This is a genomic window from Halomonas sp., assembly GCF_052095765.1.
In the GTDB taxonomy this organism is placed as follows: Bacteria; Pseudomonadota; Gammaproteobacteria; order Pseudomonadales; family Halomonadaceae; genus Halomonas.
On sequence record NZ_JBQDJZ010000045.1, the window covers coordinates 1 to 19,937 of the forward strand.

18 protein-coding genes are annotated in these 19,937 nt (G+C 59.3%); 15 read left to right on the plus strand and 3 right to left on the minus strand.

From position 1 onward, the window contains the following. Positions 1-135: 135 nt before the first annotated feature. Complete coding sequence (locus ACTH3D_RS07440; RefSeq protein WP_441666447.1) at positions 136-1,068, minus strand: tRNA dihydrouridine synthase; 933 nt, start codon at positions 1,066-1,068, stop codon at positions 136-138. 175 nt (positions 1,069-1,243) lie between these two features. Between ACTH3D_RS07440 and ACTH3D_RS07445 the strand changes: the two genes are divergently transcribed. Genes ACTH3D_RS07445 through ACTH3D_RS07455 form a run of 3 tightly spaced genes read left to right on the plus strand, consistent with a single transcriptional unit; the run spans position 1,244 to position 4,710 of the window. Further along, a complete protein-coding gene (locus tag ACTH3D_RS07445; protein WP_441666431.1) occupies positions 1,244-1,543 on the plus strand; it encodes an OadG family protein in 300 nt (99 codons plus the stop codon). After that, positions 1,540-3,372 (plus strand): sodium-extruding oxaloacetate decarboxylase subunit alpha, encoded by a 1,833-nt coding sequence (gene oadA / locus ACTH3D_RS07450; RefSeq protein WP_441666432.1) that lies wholly within the window; start codon positions 1,540-1,542, stop codon positions 3,370-3,372. Before ACTH3D_RS07445 ends, oadA begins: the two co-directional genes overlap by 4 nt. Before the next feature lie 12 nt (positions 3,373-3,384). Continuing rightward, complete coding sequence (locus tag ACTH3D_RS07455) at positions 3,385-4,710, plus strand: sodium ion-translocating decarboxylase subunit beta (RefSeq protein WP_441666433.1); 1,326 nt, start codon at positions 3,385-3,387, stop codon at positions 4,708-4,710. A gap of 17 nt (positions 4,711-4,727) precedes the next feature. Here ACTH3D_RS07455 and ACTH3D_RS07460 read toward each other — a convergent pair whose 3' ends face one another. After that, positions 4,728-5,372, minus strand: coding sequence for an IMPACT family protein (locus tag ACTH3D_RS07460; RefSeq protein ID WP_441666434.1), 645 nt, complete (start codon positions 5,370-5,372; stop codon positions 4,728-4,730). After that, entirely contained in the window at positions 5,372-5,851 is a 480-nt protein-coding gene (locus tag ACTH3D_RS07465; RefSeq protein ID WP_441666435.1) for a LexA family protein, read from the minus strand. Before ACTH3D_RS07465 ends, ACTH3D_RS07460 begins: the two co-directional genes overlap by 1 nt. Before the next feature lie 218 nt (positions 5,852-6,069). On the opposite strand from ACTH3D_RS07465, the gene ccmA reads away from it, so the two are divergent. The 12 genes from ccmA to ligA all read left to right on the plus strand — a co-directional run. Then, positions 6,070-6,708 carry a cytochrome c biogenesis heme-transporting ATPase CcmA gene (gene ccmA / locus ACTH3D_RS07470; RefSeq protein ID WP_441666436.1) on the plus strand — a complete coding sequence of 213 codons (639 nt, stop codon included), beginning with the start codon at positions 6,070-6,072 and terminating at the stop codon, positions 6,706-6,708. 70 nt (positions 6,709-6,778) lie between these two features. After that, on the plus strand, positions 6,779-7,447 hold the full coding sequence (gene ccmB / locus ACTH3D_RS07475) for a heme exporter protein CcmB (protein WP_441666448.1): 669 nt from the start codon (positions 6,779-6,781) through the stop codon (positions 7,445-7,447). A gap of 14 nt (positions 7,448-7,461) precedes the next feature. Continuing rightward, a complete protein-coding gene (locus ACTH3D_RS07480; protein ID WP_441666437.1) occupies positions 7,462-8,202 on the plus strand; it encodes a heme ABC transporter permease in 741 nt (246 codons plus the stop codon). Then, entirely contained in the window at positions 8,202-8,456 is a 255-nt protein-coding gene (gene ccmD, locus ACTH3D_RS07485) for a heme exporter protein CcmD (RefSeq protein ID WP_441666438.1), read from the plus strand. The genes ACTH3D_RS07480 and ccmD overlap by 1 nt, the downstream gene beginning before the upstream one ends. Next, entirely contained in the window at positions 8,440-8,943 is a 504-nt protein-coding gene (ccmE, locus tag ACTH3D_RS07490) for a cytochrome c maturation protein CcmE (RefSeq protein ID WP_441666439.1), read from the plus strand. The genes ccmD and ccmE overlap by 17 nt, the downstream gene beginning before the upstream one ends. A gap of 12 nt (positions 8,944-8,955) precedes the next feature. After that, positions 8,956-10,980: a heme lyase CcmF/NrfE family subunit gene (locus tag ACTH3D_RS07495; protein ID WP_441666440.1), complete on the plus strand. Its 2,025-nt coding sequence runs from the start codon at positions 8,956-8,958 to the stop codon at positions 10,978-10,980. Then, on the plus strand, positions 10,977-11,507 hold the full coding sequence (locus ACTH3D_RS07500; protein WP_441666441.1) for a DsbE family thiol:disulfide interchange protein: 531 nt from the start codon (positions 10,977-10,979) through the stop codon (positions 11,505-11,507). Before ACTH3D_RS07495 ends, ACTH3D_RS07500 begins: the two co-directional genes overlap by 4 nt. Further along, complete coding sequence (locus ACTH3D_RS07505; RefSeq protein ID WP_441666442.1) at positions 11,495-11,980, plus strand: cytochrome c-type biogenesis protein; 486 nt, start codon at positions 11,495-11,497, stop codon at positions 11,978-11,980. Before ACTH3D_RS07500 ends, ACTH3D_RS07505 begins: the two co-directional genes overlap by 13 nt. Beyond that, complete coding sequence (gene ccmI / locus ACTH3D_RS07510) at positions 11,977-13,215, plus strand: c-type cytochrome biogenesis protein CcmI (protein ID WP_441666443.1); 1,239 nt, start codon at positions 11,977-11,979, stop codon at positions 13,213-13,215. Before ACTH3D_RS07505 ends, ccmI begins: the two co-directional genes overlap by 4 nt. Before the next feature lie 17 nt (positions 13,216-13,232). Beyond that, positions 13,233-16,757, plus strand: a complete 3,525-nt coding sequence (gene smc, locus ACTH3D_RS07515; protein WP_441666444.1) for a chromosome segregation protein SMC — start codon at positions 13,233-13,235, stop codon at positions 16,755-16,757. A 243-nt stretch (positions 16,758-17,000) separates the two neighbouring features. Continuing rightward, on the plus strand, positions 17,001-18,680 hold the full coding sequence (gene zipA, locus ACTH3D_RS07520) for a cell division protein ZipA (protein WP_441666445.1): 1,680 nt from the start codon (positions 17,001-17,003) through the stop codon (positions 18,678-18,680). Positions 18,681-18,850: 170 nt separating this feature from the next. Beyond that, the coding region (ligA, locus tag ACTH3D_RS07525; protein WP_441666446.1) for an NAD-dependent DNA ligase LigA at positions 18,851-19,937 on the plus strand (1,087 nt) is incomplete at its 3' end.

Here is a 19,937-nt window from a genome sequence, read left to right on the forward strand (position 1 = left end):
TACCTGACTACGAATCAGGGGGTCGGAGGTTCGAATCCTCCCGGGCGCGCCAGATACTGAAAAACCCGATCTCTCACGAGGTCGGGTTTTTTGCGTCTTGAGCCGCACCGCTGAGGTAGGTTCAGCCGGGCTACATCAAAGCGGCCGAGTCAGTGCGCCCACTAACCTGTCGAGATCTGTGATGCGTTTCAGCGTGTCAAAGCGCCTGCTGGCTTCGCTGTCCTGGCCGCGCATATGATTGATCCATTGTTTAAGTAAAGAAACCACGACTTTGTTGGAATGTATGTTACGCTGCAGTGCAGCAAAATCGCGAAGTAGTCCCGCGCGATTATGCCACCGAGTGGTTGGCAGGCGCTCTCCGGTGGCATGCCAGTGGTGAATGCGTGCTGCCAGCCAGGGATCGGCCAAGGCGCCGCGGCCAAGCATGACGTCTCGGCAGCCGGAGAGCGTACGTGCTTTCCAGTAGTCTTCTAGCGTCCAGATGTCGCCATTGGCGACAACTGGAATCGTCAGGTGGCGCCGGATGCGGCCAATCCACTCCCAGTGGGCTGGCGGGCGGTAGCCTTCGTTACGCGTTCGCCCGTGCACCACAAGCTGTTGGGCGCCGCCGTCTTCGGCAGCGCGAGCGCAGTCCAGCACCAAGCGGCGATCGGCGAAGCCAAGGCGTATCTTGGCGGTAACCGGCAGTGTATCGCCAACGGCGCTGCTCACAGCGGCTACGGCTGCTTGCAGCCGGTGGGGCTCACGTAGCAGTGACGCGCCGCCATCGTGACGGTTGACCAGCTTGGTCGGACAGCCAAAGTTGAGGTCCAGGCTGGAGGCGCCGAGTCTGAGTGCCTGACGGGCGTTGTCTGCTAGTGCCTTGGGGTCAGAGCCCAGCAGCTGAAGATGAACCGGCACACCGCTGGGTGTGCAAGGTGCCGGTGTCGCCAGCTCAGGGCAGTGGCGCAGAAAAGTGCGTGGCGGAAGGCATGTGGCTACCACGCGTACGAATTCCGTGACGGTCCAGTCAAAACCGGGCTGTCGTGTCAGCAGGTCGCGTGTAATAGCGTCAATCACGCCCTCCATGGGCGCGAGGCCGACACGGCCCTGTTGTAGTTTTTTAACAACACTGATTTCCACCATGGCACCGTTGCAACAAGACCGAAGAGTGGGCAGGTTATAGCATCGAAATTCAACTGCAAGCCATTGGCATGCCCTGTGAGCAGGCTGTTGGTGGCACAGACAAAACAGAGAGGCTCCCATGCAGGACACCCAGTTGATGACCGAGGGCGTTGCCCTGATGGGCCTTGGTATGGGGATTGTGTTTGTTTTTCTGACGGTGCTGGTGGTGATCACCACGCTGATGTCGAAAATCATAGGCCGTTTTTTCCCCGAGCCGACAGCGCCACCAGCACGGCCACCAGCCCAGGCTGCCGCTGTTGCCGCAGCAGACGACGATGACCTGATGGTGGTCATCAGTGCTGCCGTTCACCGTTATCGTCAGCGCCGCTGCGGCGGCGCTTTTTCATCACAGATCCTGAACGAAAAGGATACCCCATGACCGCGTCCTCTCGTCCGCTTGGCATCACCGATGTGGTGCTGCGTGATGCTCACCAGTCATTGTTTGCCACCCGTCTGCGTATTGACGACATGCTGCCGATTGCCGAAAAGCTTGACGATATCGGCTTCTGGTCGCTGGAAACCTGGGGTGGCGCCACCTTTGACAGCTGTATTCGCTATCTGGGTGAAGACCCCTGGGAGCGCATCCGTGCGCTGAAAGAGGCGATGCCCAAAACGCCGCAACAGATGCTGCTGCGCGGTCAGAACTTGCTGGGTTACCGGCATTACGCTGATGATGTGGTCGAGCGTTTCGTCGAACGTGCACGCACCAACGGTGTTGATGTGTTTCGCGTGTTTGATGCGATGAATGATCCGCGGAATCTGGAATGCGCCATCAAGGCAGTGCGTAACAACGAAGGGCATGCCCAGGGCACGATTTCCTACACAATCAGCCCGGTGCATACCATGGACAGCTGGGTGGAGCTGGCGCGCACCATCGCCGACATGGGCGCTGACTCGTTGGCGATCAAGGATATGGCTGGCCTGCTGACGCCCTATGACGCATTCGAGCTGGTGACGCGCCTGAAGAAAAAGCTGGATATTCCGATTCACATGCAGTGCCACGCCACCACCGGTATGTCCACTGCCACGGCGCTCAAGGCCGTGGAGGCCGGCATCGATAATGTCGATACCGCTATCTCGTCGATGTCCATGACCTACGGACACAGTCCCACCGAGTCTTTGGTGGCAATCCTCAAGGGGACCGAGCGCGACACTGGTCTCGACCTAGGAAAGCTCGAAGACATTGCTGCCTACTTTCGCGAAGTGCGTAAGAAGTACGCGGCTTTTGAAGGCTCGCTCAAGGGTATCGACTCGCGCATCTTAGTAGCCCAGGTGCCAGGCGGCATGCTCACCAACATGGAAGGCCAGCTCAAGGAACAGGGTGCTGGCGACAAGCTCGACGATGTGCTGTTGGAGATTCCCCGGGTACGTGAAGACCTGGGTTTCATTCCGCTGGTGACGCCAACCTCACAGATTGTCGGCACCCAGGCGGTAATGAACGTGATGATGGGCGAGCGTTACCAGTCCATTACCCAGGAAGTTCAGGCCCTGCTCAAGGGTGAGTATGGCGCCGCTCCTGCCGCTTTCAACAAGGAGCTGCAGGCCCGTGTGCTGGAAGGTGGTGAGCCGATTACCTGTCGCCCAGCCGACAGGCTCTCGCCTGAAATGGACCGTCTGGCCACTGAACTGGCTGATAAGGCTAAAGCTGACGGCCTGCGCGTGGCCGACGGTGAGCGCAGGGTCGACGATGTGCTGACCTATGCGCTCTTTCCGCAAATCGGCTTGAAATTCCTCAGTAACCGCGACAATCCCGACGCCTTTGAGCCGGCACCTCAGGCGCCAGAGGCCCAGCTAGCCAGCAAGGCTGTTACCGCAACGGCCAGCCCTGCGGCTGCCTCCGGTCCCGAGACCTATACCATTACCGTGAATGGCAAGGCCTATGTGGTGGAAGTGGCCGAGGGCGGCGAGCTCGGCCAGGTTCAAGAGCAGGGTCAGTCTCAAGAACAGTCCCGGTCTGAGTCAGGTGCATCGGATAATAGTGCTGGTGCACAGGCCTCGGGCGAAGAAGTTGCCGCGCCGATGGCGGGCAATATCTTCAAGGTTAACGTCAAGGTGGGGGATAGCGTAGCCGAAGGTGACGTAGTGATCATTCTCGAGGCCATGAAGATGGAGGTCCCTGTGCGTGCCACCACCTCTGGCAAGGTATCTGAAGTCCTGGTTGGCGAAGGCAGCAGCGTCGCTGTTGGTGACGTGCTGCTGGTGCTCTAAGGAAACAACGCGATGAGCGAAAAACTTTTGACCCTGTGGCAGGGCTCGGGGCTCTATCATCTGAGCCCGGGCCAGGCGGTAATGATTGTGGTCGGGCTGTTGCTACTGTGGCTGGCTATTCATAAGAAGTTTGAGCCGCTGCTACTGGTGCCGATTGGCTTTGGCGGGATTCTGGCCAATATTCCCGAGGCAGGGCTTGCGCTGTCGGCTGCTGAGCAGGCCGCACACCTGGCCAAGCCCGAAGTGCTGCAATCGCTGGCGCAGGGGGTGGGTATCCAGCTTGATCAGGGAGCCAGTGTTGACAGCTGGCGCCAGTTGATCAGCGATCAGCTGATGAGCGGTATTCCGGCTGCAACCGAGCGTCTGGCCAATGAGGTCGCCATGGATGCCGGCTTTTCTCCTGGCGTGCTGTACCAGTTCTATAGTGTTGCTATTGCCTCGGGGATTGCTCCGCTAGTGATTTTCATGGGCGTGGGAGCGATGACCGACTTCGGCCCTCTGTTGGCCAATCCGCGCACGCTGTTTCTGGGCGCGGCTGCCCAGTTCGGTATCTTTGCGACGCTGCTGGGTGCGGTAGCCATGACGTCGTATGGATGGATGGACTTCACGCTCAAGCAGGCCGCTGCCATTGGGATTATCGGCGGTGCTGATGGCCCCACCTCTATCTATGTATCGAGCCTGCTGGCGCCGGAGCTGCTGGGCGCCATTGCCGTGGCTTCGTATTCCTACATGGCGCTGGTGCCGCTGATTCAGCCGCCAATCATGCGTGCACTGACGACTCAGCGTGAGCGTAATATCGTGATGACGCAGCTACGCCGGGTGTCGCGGCTGGAAAAAATTGTTTTTCCACTGGCTTTGCTGATGCTGGTCGCACTCTTTCTGCCGGATGCCGCTCCGCTGCTGGGCATGTTCTGCTTTGGCAACCTGATGCGCGAGTGCGGCGTCGTGGAGCGGCTGTCGGATACTGCCCAGAATGCGCTGATCAATATCGTGACTATCTTTCTGGGTCTTTCGGTGGGTTCCAAGCTGATGGCTGACCGCTTTCTGGCGGTGGAGACGCTCGGTATCCTGGGGTTGGGCATGGTGGCCTTTGCTATCGGCACGGCTTGCGGCATCCTGATGGCTAAACTGATGAACGTAGTCAGCCGTATGCCGATCAACCCGCTGATCGGCTCCGCCGGGGTCTCGGCGGTGCCCATGGCGGCTCGGGTATCCAACAAGGTCGGGCTCGAGTCGAACCCCCACAACTTCCTGCTGATGCATGCCATGGGGCCGAATGTGGCCGGTGTGATTGGCTCGGCAGTTGCGGCCGGGATGATGATCAAGTACTTGGGCTGATCTGGCGTAGCGGGTGGTCAGGCGTCGGGTGTCTGGCCGCTGTCGACTTGGTCCAGCAGGCTGACGCGGCCTTTGAGGCGTGCGGTCAAGACGCTGATATCGCGTGGTGTTTCACGGGGCCAGCCAAGGGTCAGGGTCACGCCCTGCGCCGTATATACTGCATCGTCTACGGGAATGTCGTGCTCGGCGCACCAGTTACGCGTCTCGGCTTCGCCGGCGAAGTCGACTTGTAGGCGAAGCGGGTCGCGCTCAACCACCTCGCGGCGGGGCAGGCTGGCCAATGCCTCGCTGACCGCCTGGGCATAGGCGCGCGCAAGGCCGCCGGTGCCCAGCTTGACACCACCAAAGTAGCGGATGACGACGCAGCCGACCTGGCCCAGTCCTGAACCTTCCAGTACCTGATACATGGGGCGGCCCGCCGTGCCGCCGGGCTCGCCATCATCGGAAAAACCAATGGCGTTCTGTTCACCCGGCGGACCGGCGATGAAGGCAGTGCAGTGGTGAGAGGCAGAGGGGTGCTGCTGCCGGGCTGCGTTGAGCAGCGCTTCAAACTCGTCTGTTCCCGGTGCGTGACACAGCCAAGCCAAAAACCGGCTGCGCTCGATCTCCAGATTCGCAGTATGGTATTCACCGGGAGTAAGGTCGGGTATCGGGTAGCGCATCAGTGGGTCAGTTCCGGTTGGCGAACCACCCCCATTACCATGCCAAGAACCTGGATATCGCAGTTGCGCAGGTGAATGGGAGCCATGTGTTGATTGGCCGGCTGCAGACGGACGCCGGACTTCTCAATATACAGTTTCTTTAGCGTGACTTCTTGGCCGTTGATCATGACGACAGCAGTTTCACCGTTTTCAGCACTTTCCCGCTGTTCGATAACAATCACGTCGCCATCGAAAATATTGCAGTCAACCATAGAGTTTCCGCAGACCCGCAGCGCATAGGTGTTGCGTCGAACCATGCTGGCCGGTACCTCAATGCTGCCGTTCTCTAGGCAGGCGTCGATCGGCATGCCGGCGGAAATGCGCCCCAGCAGCGGAACCTCTACCAGGTCGTCGGCTGAAGTATGTGCCCAGGCGTTGGCCATGGGAAGGTTAGGCTGGCGTACCAGGTACTGTAAACAATGAGCCGTAGGTGAAGGCATATAAGGTACCTCTGTCTATTGTCTGTTTGTTTATACAGTGTTTGGCCAGCATAGCAGGTGGCGAAGATCTGGCAAGTGGCTTTTGGTGTCTGCTGCCTGACTTGTGTGGGACAGGTGCCGTCGCCTGCCTGCGACCGGCTGTCGCGCTTGGCTTGACTGGCCGTCGCCGGCCTTTCCGTGTAAAGTTCCGGCCGAAAATGACTTGATGGGAGAGCGTCTTGAGCCTGCGTCTTCAAGCCCGAAAACTCGCCTGTGAACGGGATGATCGCTGGCTTTTCCGTGACCTCGACCTGACCCTGGAAGCCGGTGAAATCCTGCGTATCGAAGGCCCCAACGGCAGTGGCAAAACCACGCTTCTCAAAATCCTTTCGGGACAGCTGAGCGCTTATGAAGGTGAATTGAGCTGGTGTGGTCAGCCGATGCGCCGGGTGAGGCGCGATTTCCTAGCCAACCTGATCTATCTGGGGCATGCCCCGGGCGTCAAAGCGGCGCTGACTCCGCTTGAGAATCTGGCTTGGTATCAGGCTCTTGCTGGCGAGGCCGACGCAGGCAAGAGCGGCATCATGCGGCGCATGGTAGCGCTTGAGTCTATCGGCCTTGGCGGCTTCGAAGACGTACCCGCCGGCCAGCTGTCTGCCGGTCAGCAACGCCGCGTGGCCCTTGCACGGTTGGAGCTTATTCCGCGAGCCCTGTGGGTGCTGGATGAGCCCTTTACGGCAATTGACCAAGGCGGTGTTGCTGCGCTGGAAGCGCGACTGGTTAACCATGTAAACCGCGGTGGCTCGGTATTGGTGACTACGCATCACGTGATGAAAACCAATATCAGGCTGCGTAGCCTGCGGCTGGGAGACGCTTGACGTGAGTTTTGGCACAGAGCACGCACACACTGTTGACAGCTTGCTGGTAGCGGAACCTGAAGGTGGTCTGATGGTCGCCATCAGGGCGACCCTGGTACGGGACATGATCCTGCTGCTGCGCCGACGCGGAGAGATGCTTAATCCGCTGGTGTTTTTCGCGCTGGTCATCACGCTGTTTCCGATCGGCATATCGCCGGAGCCTGAGATGCTGGCAAGCATCGCGCCGGGCCTGTTGTGGGTTGCAGCCCTGCTGGCTGCGCTCTTGTCGCTGGATAGCCTGTTTCGTGGCGATCATGATGATGGCGCCTTGGAGCAGCTACTGTTGTCGCCGCATCCGTTGCCGCTGCTGGCGCTGGCCAAAGTGGCCGTCCATTGGCTGATGACTGGGTTGCCGCTAGCGCTGATGGCGCCATTGCTTGGCGTTATGCTGGCGCTGCCATCAGGCAGCTATGTAGTGCTGGCGGTGTCGTTGGCACTGGGCAGTGCAGTGTTGAGCCTGATCGGTGCCATTGGTGCCGCGTTGACGGTAGGGTTAGCACGCGGTGGAGTGTTAATATCGTTGCTGGTGCTACCGCTGTATATTCCGGTGCTGATCTTTGGTGCAGGTGCTGTTCAGGCCGCAGTCAGTGGCGCCAGCGTGACAGCACACCTGGCAATTCTTGGCGCCTTGCTGGCAGTGGCACTGGGGCTTGCGCCCTTTGCCATTGCTGCTTCATTGCGCATCAGTCTTAACGGTTGAGGTATACACACCGCATGTGGGCTTTCATACACAAGCTTGGCTCCCCCAAATGGTTCTATGCCATCAGTGCGCGGTTGCTACCCTGGTTCTGGGTAGCCGCCGTGGTGCTGACTGTTACCGGCAGTGTCTGGGGGCTGATGTTTGCGCCGGCGGATTATCAGCAGGGCAACAGCTTCCGCATCATCTATGTACATGTGCCGGCGGCGTTTCTTGCCCAATCGATCTTTATCAGCATGGCAGCCGCTGGGTTGGTGTTCATGGTGTGGAAGATCAAGATTGCTGATATGGCCGCTGCCATGATGGCGCCCTTAGGTGCCAGCATGACCTTTGTGGCGTTGTTTTCAGGCGCTGTGTGGGGCGTGCCGACCTGGGGCACTTGGTGGCAGTGGGATGCGCGACTGACTTCGATGCTGATCCTGTTTTTTCTGTATATCGGAGTGATTGCCCTACGTGGTGCCTTCTCCAGCCGTGATGCGGGGTCGCGGGCTACTTCCGTGCTGGCCATGGTCGGGGTAATAAACATCCCGATCATCAAATACTCGGTAGACTGGTGGTACACCCTACATCAGACGGCCAGCTTCACTTTCACTGCCCGCCCGGCCATGCCGGCGCAAATGTATCTGCCGTTGCTGATTATGGTGGTGGGTTTTTACTGTTTTTTCATCGCCTTGACGTTGACTCGTACGCGCACCGAAATTCTGCGCCGTGAAGGCAATAAGCGCTGGGTTCGACAGCTGGTGGAGGAGTGCTCCTGATGGCCTTCGATTCACTGAGCGAGTTTTTCGCCATGGGTGGCCATGGTGTCTATATCTGGGCAGCCTGGGGTGCAACGGGATTGTTGCTGGTCGTTCTGGCGGTTCATGCCCGGTTGGAGCAGCGCAAAGTTATGCAGGCGCTGCGCCGCAAGCTGCGCCGTGAGCAGCAGCAGGCGGCACGTGGCACCGTTTCACCTGACGCTTCACCTGACGTTATATCTGACAGAGGGCATGCCCATGAACGCCAAACGTAAGCAGAAGCTTTACATCATCCTTGCGCTGGTCGGGCTGGCCGCCGTGGCCGTCGGGCTTGCCCTTTTTGCCCTGCGCAGCAACATCAATTTGTTCTTCAGCCCGATACAGATTGCCGAAGGTAAGGCGCCCATGGAACGCCAGATCCGTGCCGGCGGCATGGTGCGCGAAGGCACAGTGGATCGCGACCTGGACAGCCTGGATGTTTCTTTTACCGTGACCGATTACATTGAGGATGTCGAAGTACGCTATAACGGCATCCTGCCCGACCTTTTCCGTGAGGGGCAGGGTGTAGTGGTGGTAGGTAGCCTGCAGCCCGGCGGCTGGATACGTGCCGACCAAGTGCTGGCGCGCCACGATGAGAACTACATGCCCCCCGAGGTGGCGGATGCGCTGGAAGCCTCTGGTTACTCTCCGGCGGATTACAAAGACAAGGCAGAAGAAGTGTCAAAGCGCGTCAAGGATAGTGCCGCGTCTACCCAGAATTGACCCGGAGTCGAGATGTTGATCAAGATGATTCCTGAGTTTGGCCATTTTGCGCTGATCATTGCGCTATTGATGTCGGCCATTCAGGCAGTGGTGCCGTTGGCCGGCGCAGCCACCCGGCGCCCATTGTGGATGGCCTATGCCCGGCCCATGGCCGTTGGTCAGTTCGCGTTTTTGGTCATTGCTTACGCCTGTCTGACGTTCAGCTATATGGCGGATGATTTCAGCGTGGCCAACGTGGCCAACAACTCCAACACCATGCTGCCCTGGTACTACAAATTCAGCGCGGTGTGGGGGAACCATGAAGGTTCGGTGTTGCTGTGGAGCTTTATGCTGGCCGCCTGGACCTTCGCCGTCAGTGTGTTTTCACGCAACCTGCCGCGGGATGTGCTGGCCCGTGTACTGGGTGTCATGGGCCTGGTAAGCCTGGGCTTTCTGGCCTTTGTGCTGATCACCTCCAACCCCTTCGAACGCATACTGCCTAATATCCCCCAGGATGGTGCCGACCTTAACCCGCTGCTACAGGATTTCGGCCTGGTGATTCACCCGCCGATGCTGTACATGGGCTATGTCGGCTTCTCGGTGGTGTTTGCCTTTGCGATTGCCGCACTGCTGGGCGGGCGTCTTGATGCCGCCTGGACCCGCTGGGCGCGCCCCTGGACCAATTTAGCCTGGGCTTTTCTGACAGTCGGCATCGCACTGGGCAGCTGGTGGGCCTATTACGAACTGGGCTGGGGCGGCTGGTGGTTCTGGGATCCGGTAGAGAACGCTTCGCTGCTGCCGTGGCTTGCTGGCACTGCGTTGATCCACTCGCTGGCAGTGACCGAAAAGCGCGGCTCCTTTAAGAGCTGGACGGTGTTGCTGGCCATCTCGACCTTCTCGCTGTCGCTGCTGGGTACCTTCCTGGTGCGCTCAGGCGTGCTGACCTCGGTGCATGCCTTTGCCAACGATCCGTCACGTGGCCTGTTTATCCTGATGTTGCTAGGGCTGACTGTTGGAGCGTCACTGCTGCTGTTTGCGTTGCGTGCGCCACGGGTCAGCCACCAGGTGGGCTTCAGCTGGCTGTCGCGTGATGCACTGCTGCTGATTAACAATATCGTGCTGGTCATCATGACTGTCACCGTGCTGTTGGGAACGGTCTATCCACTGCTACTAGACGCCCTGAACCTGGGCAAGATCAGCGTTGGCCCTCCCTACTTCAATGCGCTCTTTGTGCCGCTGACGGTGATCTTGTGCCTGTTCATGGGGATTGGCCCGCTGGCGCGCTGGAAGCGCAGTGATCCGGGTTGGCTGATCCGGCGCACCTGGCTGTCAGGCCTTGCTGCTCTGATCATTGCTGGCACTGTGCCCTTTGTGTATGACGGCGAGTGGAACCTACAGGTCAGCCTGGGCATCGCTATCGCGCTGTGGATCGTGCTGCCCATGTTGAGCGACCTGGTTGACAAGAGCCGTCATCGCAATGGTCGTATGACTGGCCTGCGTCGCTTGTCGCCGGCCTACTGGGGCATGACCCTCGGCCACCTGGGTGTGGCGGTGAGCATCATCGGCGTAGCCGTGGTGTCCAACTATGCCATCGAGCGCAACGTGCGAATGGCTGTTGGTGATAGCGTACAGGTAGCGGGTTACACCTTTACCATGACCGAGCTTGGCAGCCGCCGGGGCCCCAACTTCCTGGCGGATGCGGCCCGTGTCGAAGTGCGCAAGGGCGACAGCCAACGCAGCTTCGTAATGTCGCCCGAGAAGCGGCTGTATATTGCCCGCGGCATGCCGATGACCAATGTGGCGCTACGTCCGGGTCTGTTCCGCGACCTTTACCTGGCCATGGGCGAAGACCTGGGCGATGGGAGCTGGGCCATGCGGGTCCAATACAAGCCATTTGTGCGCTGGCTATGGCTCGGTGCCCTGCTGATGGCGCTAGGGGGCGTGCTGGCGGTGGCGGATCGTCGCTATCGCCGCGTCACGGCGACCAGCAAGGTGGTCGCCGGCAGCGCTGATCAGGCTGCGGACACTGACGGAAACGTTCAGGAGGCGAGGGTATGAAGCGTCGTTTGCTGCTGGCATTGCCGCTGGTCATTTTTGTGATATTCGGCGTGTTTCTGTACCTGGGGCTGGGCATGAACCCCTTCGATCGGGAGTCAGCGCTGAAGGCCAGGAAGTTTCCGGACTTCAGTCTGCCAGCACTGGAAGACCCCGAGCGTCAACTGAGCAACGCCGATCTAGAGGGCGAAGTCACGCTGGTCAATGTGTGGGGCGAGTGGTGCCCTACCTGCAAGCAAGAAATGCCCCAGCTGCTAACCCTGGCCAATAGCGGTGTGCGTCTGGTTGGCGTTGATTACAAGGACACGCGGGCCAAAGGCCTGCAGTTCCTCAGCGAGTTCGGTAACCCCTTCGAGTTCAATATTTTCGATGCGGATGGCAGCCTGGGTTTCGATCTTGGGGTCTATGGTGCGCCGGAGACCTTCCTGATCGATGCCGACGGCGTTGTTCGTTATCACCATACCGGCTACATCAAGCCTGAAGACGTGCGGGACACCATCCTGCCGGAGGTCGAGAAATGGCGTCAGTGAATCGCGTCCTGCTGCTTGCTCTGCTGTCACTGATAGTAGTACTGGCAGTGGTTACGGCACAGGCTGAAAGCATCGAGATCCGTCATTTCGACAACCCGGTGACTGAGCAGCGTTATCAGTCACTGACGGCCAGCCTGCGCTGCCCGAAGTGCCAGAATCAGGCCATTGACGACTCCGACTCACCGATTGCCGGTGACATGCGCGACCGAGTCTACCTGCTGCTGCAGGATGGCCGCTCAGATCGTGAAGTGCTTGACTACATGGTCGAGCGATTCGGCGATTATGTGCTGTATAACCCGCGGCTTGAAGGCCGCACCATGCTGCTGTGGGGCATGCCAGCGTTGCTGGTAGTGGTCGGTGGCCTGTTCGTAATCCTGCTGGTGCGTTCGCGTCGCAAGGCCTCTGTGAGGGCCCTGAGTGACGAGGAACGCGCTCGTCTTGACGCCCTCACCAATCGGGAGAGAACGCCATGACCTTGCTGTGGCTAGCCTTCGCCATTCTGCTGGTACCGGCACTGTGGCTGGTGATACTGCCGCTGCGGCGTGCGGGTACTCTCCGTCAGGCGCAGGCCGACTACGAAGAGCAGGACGGGGCAGACCAACTGAATATTTCCGTGCACCAGCGCCGACTGGCATCGCTTGAGGCGGCTCTGGAGCGCGGCGAGATTGATCAGGAGCGGTTTGACAACGACCGCATCGAGCTTGAGCGTAGTCTGCTGGATGACACCGCGTTACAGCATCGTAAACCGCTCAAGGCAGCAAGCTCCGGCAAACTGTTAGTGCCAGTGCTGCTGATCGGCATGGCAGTAGCGGTGATTGGTTGGTATCAGGCTCAAGGCGCAGCGGGAGACCTGTCGCTGTACCAGGCGCAGCGTGACGTCCTTGAGTCACCGGACGGCAACGTTGACACACTGATCGCCCGGCTTGAACAGGAAGCCAGCCGCCAACCTAACAACTTCAATGTCTGGCGTTCGCTGTATCCGCTGTACCGCGACAGCGGGCGTATTCCACAGGCCCGCTCTACGTTGGAGCAACTGATCGCGCTGGAAGGGCGCAAGATCTGGCTGGTGTCTGAGCTGGCCGAGCTACGTTACTTCACCGAAGGCCGCAAGCTCGATGGCGAGATCGGGGAGCTGGTTGAGGAAGTGTTGGCCGAAGAGCCTGCCCAACCGAAGGTGCTGGGTATTCTGGGTATTGATGCCTATGAAAGCGGTGACTATGAAGAGGCGATTACGCACTGGCGGAATGCCATTGCTGGCATGAATGATCCGGACGCCGCCGAGTCGCTTCGCCAGGGCATCGAGTCAGCTCAGCAGCGCCTTGGTATTGCGCCTGACGCTGCCGATGAAACTGTCGCAGCTGGCCCCGGTATTGCCATTGAGCTCAGCTTGGACCCGTCGCTGAGCGGGCGTCTGCCTGACTCCACCGCCGTATTTGTCGTGGCCCGTGATACGGCTGGCGAGCTGCCACCACTGGCGATTCAGCGTGCCACCCTGGGCGAGCTGCCTTTGACGGTGGCGCTGGACGACAGTCATGCCATGGCGCCTGGCGTCAGTCTGTCGCAGGTCGATCAGGCTAACGTGGTAGTGAGAGTGTCCGTCAGCGGTCAGGCCACACCGCAGCCTGGCGACCTGATGGGACACCTGGAAGGTATTCCGGTTGGCAGCGACACGTCGCTGTCGCTGGTTATTGATCGAGTCGTCGACTAGTTTATGCGGTCTGATTCATGCAGCTGACCTCGATCCGGCTGGCGGGTTTTAAGTCGTTTGTCGACCCGGTAACCGTGCCGTTTCAGGGCAACATGACGGCCATCGTCGGCCCGAACGGCTGCGGTAAATCTAACATCATCGACGCCGTGCGCTGGGTGATGGGCGAATCATCCGCCAAGACCCTGCGCGGCGACTCGATGACCGATGTTATCTTCAATGGCTCTACTGGCCGCAAGCCGGTGGGGCAGGCGTCTATCGAACTGCGCTTTGATAACCGGGAAGGCAAACTAGGCGGTGTCTATGCCCAGTATGCTGAGATAACGGTCAAGCGCGTAGTGACCCGGGACGCCCAGTCCAGTTATTTCTTCAATGGCCAGAAGTGCCGCCGGCGTGATATCGCTGACCTATTTCTTGGCACTGGCCTGGGGCCGCGGTCCTACGCCATCATCGGTCAGGGCATGATCTCGCGCTTGATTGAGTCCCGTCCTGAAGAGCTGCGCTCCACCCTGGAAGAAGCCGCTGGCATTTCCAAATACAAAGAACGTCGCCGGGAAACCGAAAGCCGCATGCGGCGGACCCAGGAAAACCTCGATCGTCTGGAAGATATCCGCGAGGAACTCGACAAGCAACTTGAGCGACTCCGGCGTCAGGCTGAAGCTGCGCGACGCTATCAAACCCTCAAACAGGAAGAGTATCGCCTTAAAGGTGAGCTGGCGTTGCTGCGCGGGCGGGCCTTGCGTGCCAGCCAGAGCGAGGAAGAGAGCCGTGTTCGCGAGCTGGAAACCGGCGTCGAGCGCGAACTGCTAGGGCTGCGCCAGTGTGAGTCGCGCCTTGAGGAGGCGCGCGTCGGTCACGACCAATTGGCCGGTGAGCTGGAACAACGCCAGCGCAGTTTCCATGAAACCACCACCGCGATAGCCCGCATTGAGCAGGATATGGAGCATGCTCGGGCTAGTGACCAGCAGCTGGCCCGGGACTTGGATAGCGCCCATCGTGAGCTTGGCGAGATGGACCGTCTCGGCGAGAGCGACAAACAGCGTTTGAAGGGCCTGGAAGAGCGTCTGGAAGCTCTCGGCCCCGAACAGGAAGAGGTCGCCGAGGAGCTGGCTGAGCTTGAGGCCGCACTCGAAGATGGCGAGCCACTGGCCGAGGAGGCTGATGCACAATGGGAAGCCTTTGGTGAGCAGTGGCAGGCAGACAGCCGCGCCGCCGAACGCGCACAGGACCGGCTCCGTGAACAGGATTCACGGTTGGAGCGTATCGACGCCGACCTGCGAAAACGGCGCGAGCAACGCCAGGAGCTGGCTGATATTGCTGCCCTGGAAGCCCAGTGTAGGGAGGTGGCAGAGCAGCTTGCCGAGGTGGCGGAGCGCCTGGAGAACAGCGAACAGTGCCGTGAAGAAAGCCAGGCGCGCCGCGATGCGGCCCGTGACGCAGTGAGGGCTGCTGAAGCCGCGCGTGAAGATTATCGCAGCCGTCGCAGCACATTGCAGGGTGAACTGGCCTCGCTTGAAGCCTTGATTCAGGCGGCACTGGCTGACCATGACGATACATTGGATGCACACCTCGCCGCTTATGGGCTGGCTGATACGCCGCGCCTGGGTGAGCAGCTGGAAGTGAGTCAGGGATGGGAGGAAAGTGCTGCCTGGGTGCTGAGGCCTTGGCTGCGTGCCCGGGTTATTCCGGCTAGCTCAGCCAGCGTGTTGCTTGATCAACCGCTAGCCGCCGAATTGGGGCTGCTGGAAGCTGATGCTGACGATGGGTTAGCCCGCCAAGCTCTGTCAGACAGACAGGCGCCAGACAATCTGGCAGCCAAAGTTGCCGGTGCGGACGCGCTGGCCGGCTGGCTGGGCCGCATCCGCTGCGTAGAATCCCGGGCGGCGGCCTGGCGGGCCAAGGCTGCGCTTGGTGACGGTGAAAGCTTGATTACCGCCGATGGACTATGGGTCGGTCGTGGTTGGACTCGCCAGCGTGGGAGCGCTGAGGGAGTTGATACCCTGCTAGTCAGTCGCCGCCGCGAAGTCGAAGTACGTGATGCCCTGGAAAGTGCAGCGTTGCAGCTTGAAGAGTGCGAAGGGCATCTTGAGGAGGCTGTCAACCAGGTCGCCAGCGCTGAGGAGGCGCTGGAGCAGCAGCGGCTTGAACAACGCAAGCTGGAACACCAGCGCCAGCAGCTGGCTGTCACGGATAGCAGCCTGAGCAGCCGCCTGGAGCACATGCGAAGCCGTGCCGAAGAGCTGGATCAGGAAAGCGCGAGTCTGGTTGAGTCTAGTGAGGAAGCTAGACTGGCTATTGAAGAAATACGCGAACAGTGGCAGTTGGCCCTTGGCCGGCTGGACGAGGGTGCCGAAACCCGCGAGCGCCTCGATCGCCAGCGTCAGCAGGCTAGAGAGCAGCTGATGGTGCTGCGTACACGCCAGCGACCACTTGTTGAGCGTGCCCAGAAATTGGCGCTTGAAATGCAACGCCTGACCACAGAGCGCATAGGGCTTGCCGAGCAGCAAAGCCGGGCTGGGGAAGCGCGTGAGCGCCTGACGCTGCGCTGCGCTGCGCTTGAAGAAGCGCGTGAGGATCTTCAGGAGCCCGGGGAAGAGCGCCGTGAGCAGCTTGACGAGCTGCTCCATCAGCGCGAGCGTGAAGAGCGCGAACTGAATGACGTGCGTAGCCGGGGAGCGACACTGGCTGAGAGCCTGCGTACAGACGAGCAGGCACGCCAGGCTCACGAGCGTAAGCTAGAAACGATCCGTGAGCAGCTGCAGGAGGCGCGCATGCAAGTCCAGGCGCTGGCGCTGAAAGCCGAGTCCCATGACGAGCAGCTGCAAGAGTTGGGGCACGACAGCAATATGCTGCTGGCGTCACTGTCTGGCGACGCCACTGAGTCAGCCTGGCAAGCGCGCCTCGAAGAGACCAGCGAGCGTATCCGGCGCCTCGGTGCCATCAATTTGGCGGCCATTGAGGAGTACGACCAGCAGGCTGAGCGGCGAAACTATTTGGAAGCCCAGCAGGGCGAGCTGAACGAAGCCCTGCAGACACTGGACCGGGCCATTCGCCGCATCGATCAGGAAACCCGGGCTCGCTTCCGTGACATCTTTGAGCGGGTGAATACTGGATTGCAGTTCCTTTTTCCCAAGGTCTTCGGTGGTGGAACCGCATGGTTGACACTGACTGGTGAGGATTTACTGGAGACCGGAGTGGCCATTATGGCGCGCCCACCGGGGAAGAAGAACAGCACCATACATCTGTTGTCCGGGGGTGAAAAAGCGCTGACTGCACTGTCATTGGTATTTGCCATCTTCCAACTTAATCCGGCACCTTTCTGCATGCTTGATGAAGTTGATGCGCCATTAGATGACGCCAATGTGGGACGCTATGCGAGATTAGTCAAAGACATGTCGGAGACAGTTCAGTTCATCTACATTACCCACAATAAGATTGCCATGGAGGCAGCTGAAAGGCTAATGGGGGTTACCATGCAAGAACCGGGTGTTTCTCGCCTTGTGTCAGTGGGGATCGACGAGGCGGCTGCTTTGGCGCAATCATGAGTAGGAAAGACTTGAATAGATTCCGTAAAGTATGTATCAATTCAGTGTCTAGTGTTTAAATGATCTGGCATGAGCTATAGGGAAGCTGAAGAACCAAAGTTATTGTGTACCATATGGCAGAGTTTGTTTACTCAGCTTAACAAGCAAAATTAGTGGTTCTTTTATATCCAGTCGCGCTATGCTATTGGTAAATGAATTTCAGGTATGTCGCCTCAGTGGCCGCAAAGAAAGGCATGAATACTCATGGAACTTAGAGAATGGCTGATCATACTGGGGTTGGTGCTGGTCACGGCCATCGTCCTTGACGGTGTTCGCCGCTATCAGCGCCAACGAGGTGTGCCACGTTTGGATCAGATGGGTGCTGAAAGCACTTCAGATGACCCTGCGACGAATAGCGGTACGGCCAGTAGTGCCGACACTAGCACCGAGGTCACTGCTAAGATCCCGGACACGGTTGTCGACTGGGAGCTCCCCAATGGAGGCGCCCGCGTCGTCAGGCCCGCTCAATATGATGAGATGGCAGCCAAGCCTAAGCCCAAGTTGGAGCGGCAGGAGCACCCGGGGCCATCACGTGTGCTTTCCGAGTTCCGTCAGCGTCAGCGAACTTCGGCGGAGGATTTTGCACTTCAGGGTTCTACACAGCGCCCAGCACAGGGTTCAGCCCAGGGCATGACTGCAGAACAGGCCCAGCCTTCCGTTGGTGAGTCTACGACCAGTGCTTCTACTCCTGCCAGCGCGCCCGGACAGGCCAGCACTCCATCACCATCAGCCAGCCGCGATACAGATCTCGATGCAGATACAGTGGCTGTGCCAGAAAAGATTTCCGCACTGGATGATCCCAGCGGTCGGCGTGAGCCGGAGTTGACGTTGCCCGCTGATGATGCACGGGCAGCCGCTCAGCAGACAGACCAAGAGGCGGATGAGCGGTTTGAGCCTTTGCATGCTGACACGCAAGAACACATGGCTCATGAATATAATGAAGAAGATTATCGGCTGGTAGATCTTGAAGGTATGGGCGACTCTTTCAAGGAGGGGTCCAAGCGGGTAGGTAGCTCGATGCACCGCTTTGGTACCTCTCTGCATCGCTCCATGAGCGAGCGTCGTCAGCAGAAGCGCCTTGAGCGTAAGCAGCGGCAGGCAGAGAAGGAAGAAAAAGCACGCATCCGGGCCAAGCAGCAGGCGGAGAAGCAGGAGCGTCAGCGCAAGCAGGCTGAAGAGCAGGCAGCGAAAGAGGTCGCCCACCGTGAGCATGAAGCTGAAGTGCGGCAAAAACGTGCAGCCAGCAAAGCAGAACATGAGGCAGCTTTGAGCGCCTCGTTGCAGGCTGAGTACGAAACGCTGTATGGCGGTGTGGATACGAACCCGCCGCCAGTTTCCCAGGCAGACAGCTTTGAGGATGAGGCGGTCAGTCACCCGGTGCTGCAAAAAGCACTGGATTCAGCCGTTGAGGCTGGGCATGCCAAGGACACCCTTAGTGGCGCTGGCGAGGTCATCATCATCAGCGTGATGTCGCGTGACGAAGCAGGCTTCTCTGGCTCTACCCTGCTTAATCTGCTGCTGGCCTGTGGTCTGCGCTACTCCACTGACATGGGTATTTTCCACCGTTTTGAAACAGCGGCTGCTGACAGCAATCTACAATTCTCAATGGTCAACGCGGTCAAGCCTGGAACCTTTCCAGTGCCGCAGCTGGAAGACTTTTCAACGCCGGGCATTACGCTACTGATGCCACTGCCCGGTGCGGATGATACTTCAGCGGCTTTCGAAGCCATGGTCGAGACTGCCATGGTGATCGTGCGCCATCTGGGCGGTGAGCTAAAAGATGAGAACCAGAGCGTGATGACAGCTCAAACGGTAGGATTTGCCCGGCAGCGCGTTCAGGAGTTCGAGCGTCGTTATCGACTACGCCGCTATCAGGTCAATTGACAGTCGGGGCACTTGCCCATGCGGTTGATCTCGCCTGAACCCCCGGAGTGAATCCCGGGGGTTTTTGCTGCTGTTCTATCCCTATCTATACCTCTGTCCCTATTCTTATCTTGTCGTGATTCAAGCAAGTTGAAACAGATGAAAACAGCCTGAAACAGAGACCAAGCCCAATGAGTCAGCCACACCAGCGCCCCGAGGATGAAGTTGCGCGCCTGCGCACCGAGCTTGAAGACGCCAACTACCGATACTATGCGCTTGATGAGCCGCAGATGTCGGATACGGATTACGACCGTCGGCTGCGTCGGTTGCAACAGCTTGAAGCCGAGCACCCTGAATTACAGCGCCCGGACTCGCCGACCCAGCGAGTCGGAACGTCGCCGGCAGAGGGCTTTGTTGAGCGCGCACATGCGGTGCCGATGCTGTCGTTAGACAATGCTTTTGACGAGCAGGAGCTTACGGCCTTTGTTGAGCGTGTCGCCGAACGCCTGGAGTGTCCGCCTGACGCGCTGGAGTTCTGCTGTGAGCCCAAGTTGGACGGCGCGGCAGTATCACTGGTGTATGAGAATGGTGCGCTGAGTGCCGGTGTCACCCGGGGTGATGGTCGCAGTGGCGAAGATATCACCTCTAACCTGCGCACGCTTAAATCGATCCCGCTGAGCCTGTTTGATGGTGAGTCAGCCGAGGATCACCCCGAGGTATTAGAAGTCCGTGGTGAGGTCACTATGAGTCATTACGGTTTTGAACAACTCAATGCACGCGCTCGAGAGAAGGGTGACAAGGTGTTCGCCAACCCGCGTAACGCCGCCGCCGGAAGTCTTCGGCAGTTGGACTCAAGAATTACCACCACGCGCCCACTGGAGTTTACGGCTTATCAGGTGGCACGCATCGAGCCGGATGTCGGTGATGTCACTCATCATGCGCTGATGCTGCGCCTCAGGAGCTTGGGGTTTCGTGTCAGCTCCCAGCTTGAGCTGGTCCATGGCACCAAGGGTGTTATCGACTACTGCCGCCGCATGGGTGAGCAGCGCGATATGCTTGGCTACGATATCGATGGTGTGGTGATCAAGGTCAACGACCTGCGCCTGCAGCGTGAGCTAGGCTTTGTGGCGCGTGCGCCTCGTTGGGCGGTGGCTTTCAAGTTTCCCGCTCAGGAGCAGATCACCCGGCTCAACGACGTCGAATTCCAGGTCGGTCGCACCGGCGCCATTACGCCGGTGGCCAGGCTGGAGCCGGTGTTGGTAGCCGGGGTTACCGTCT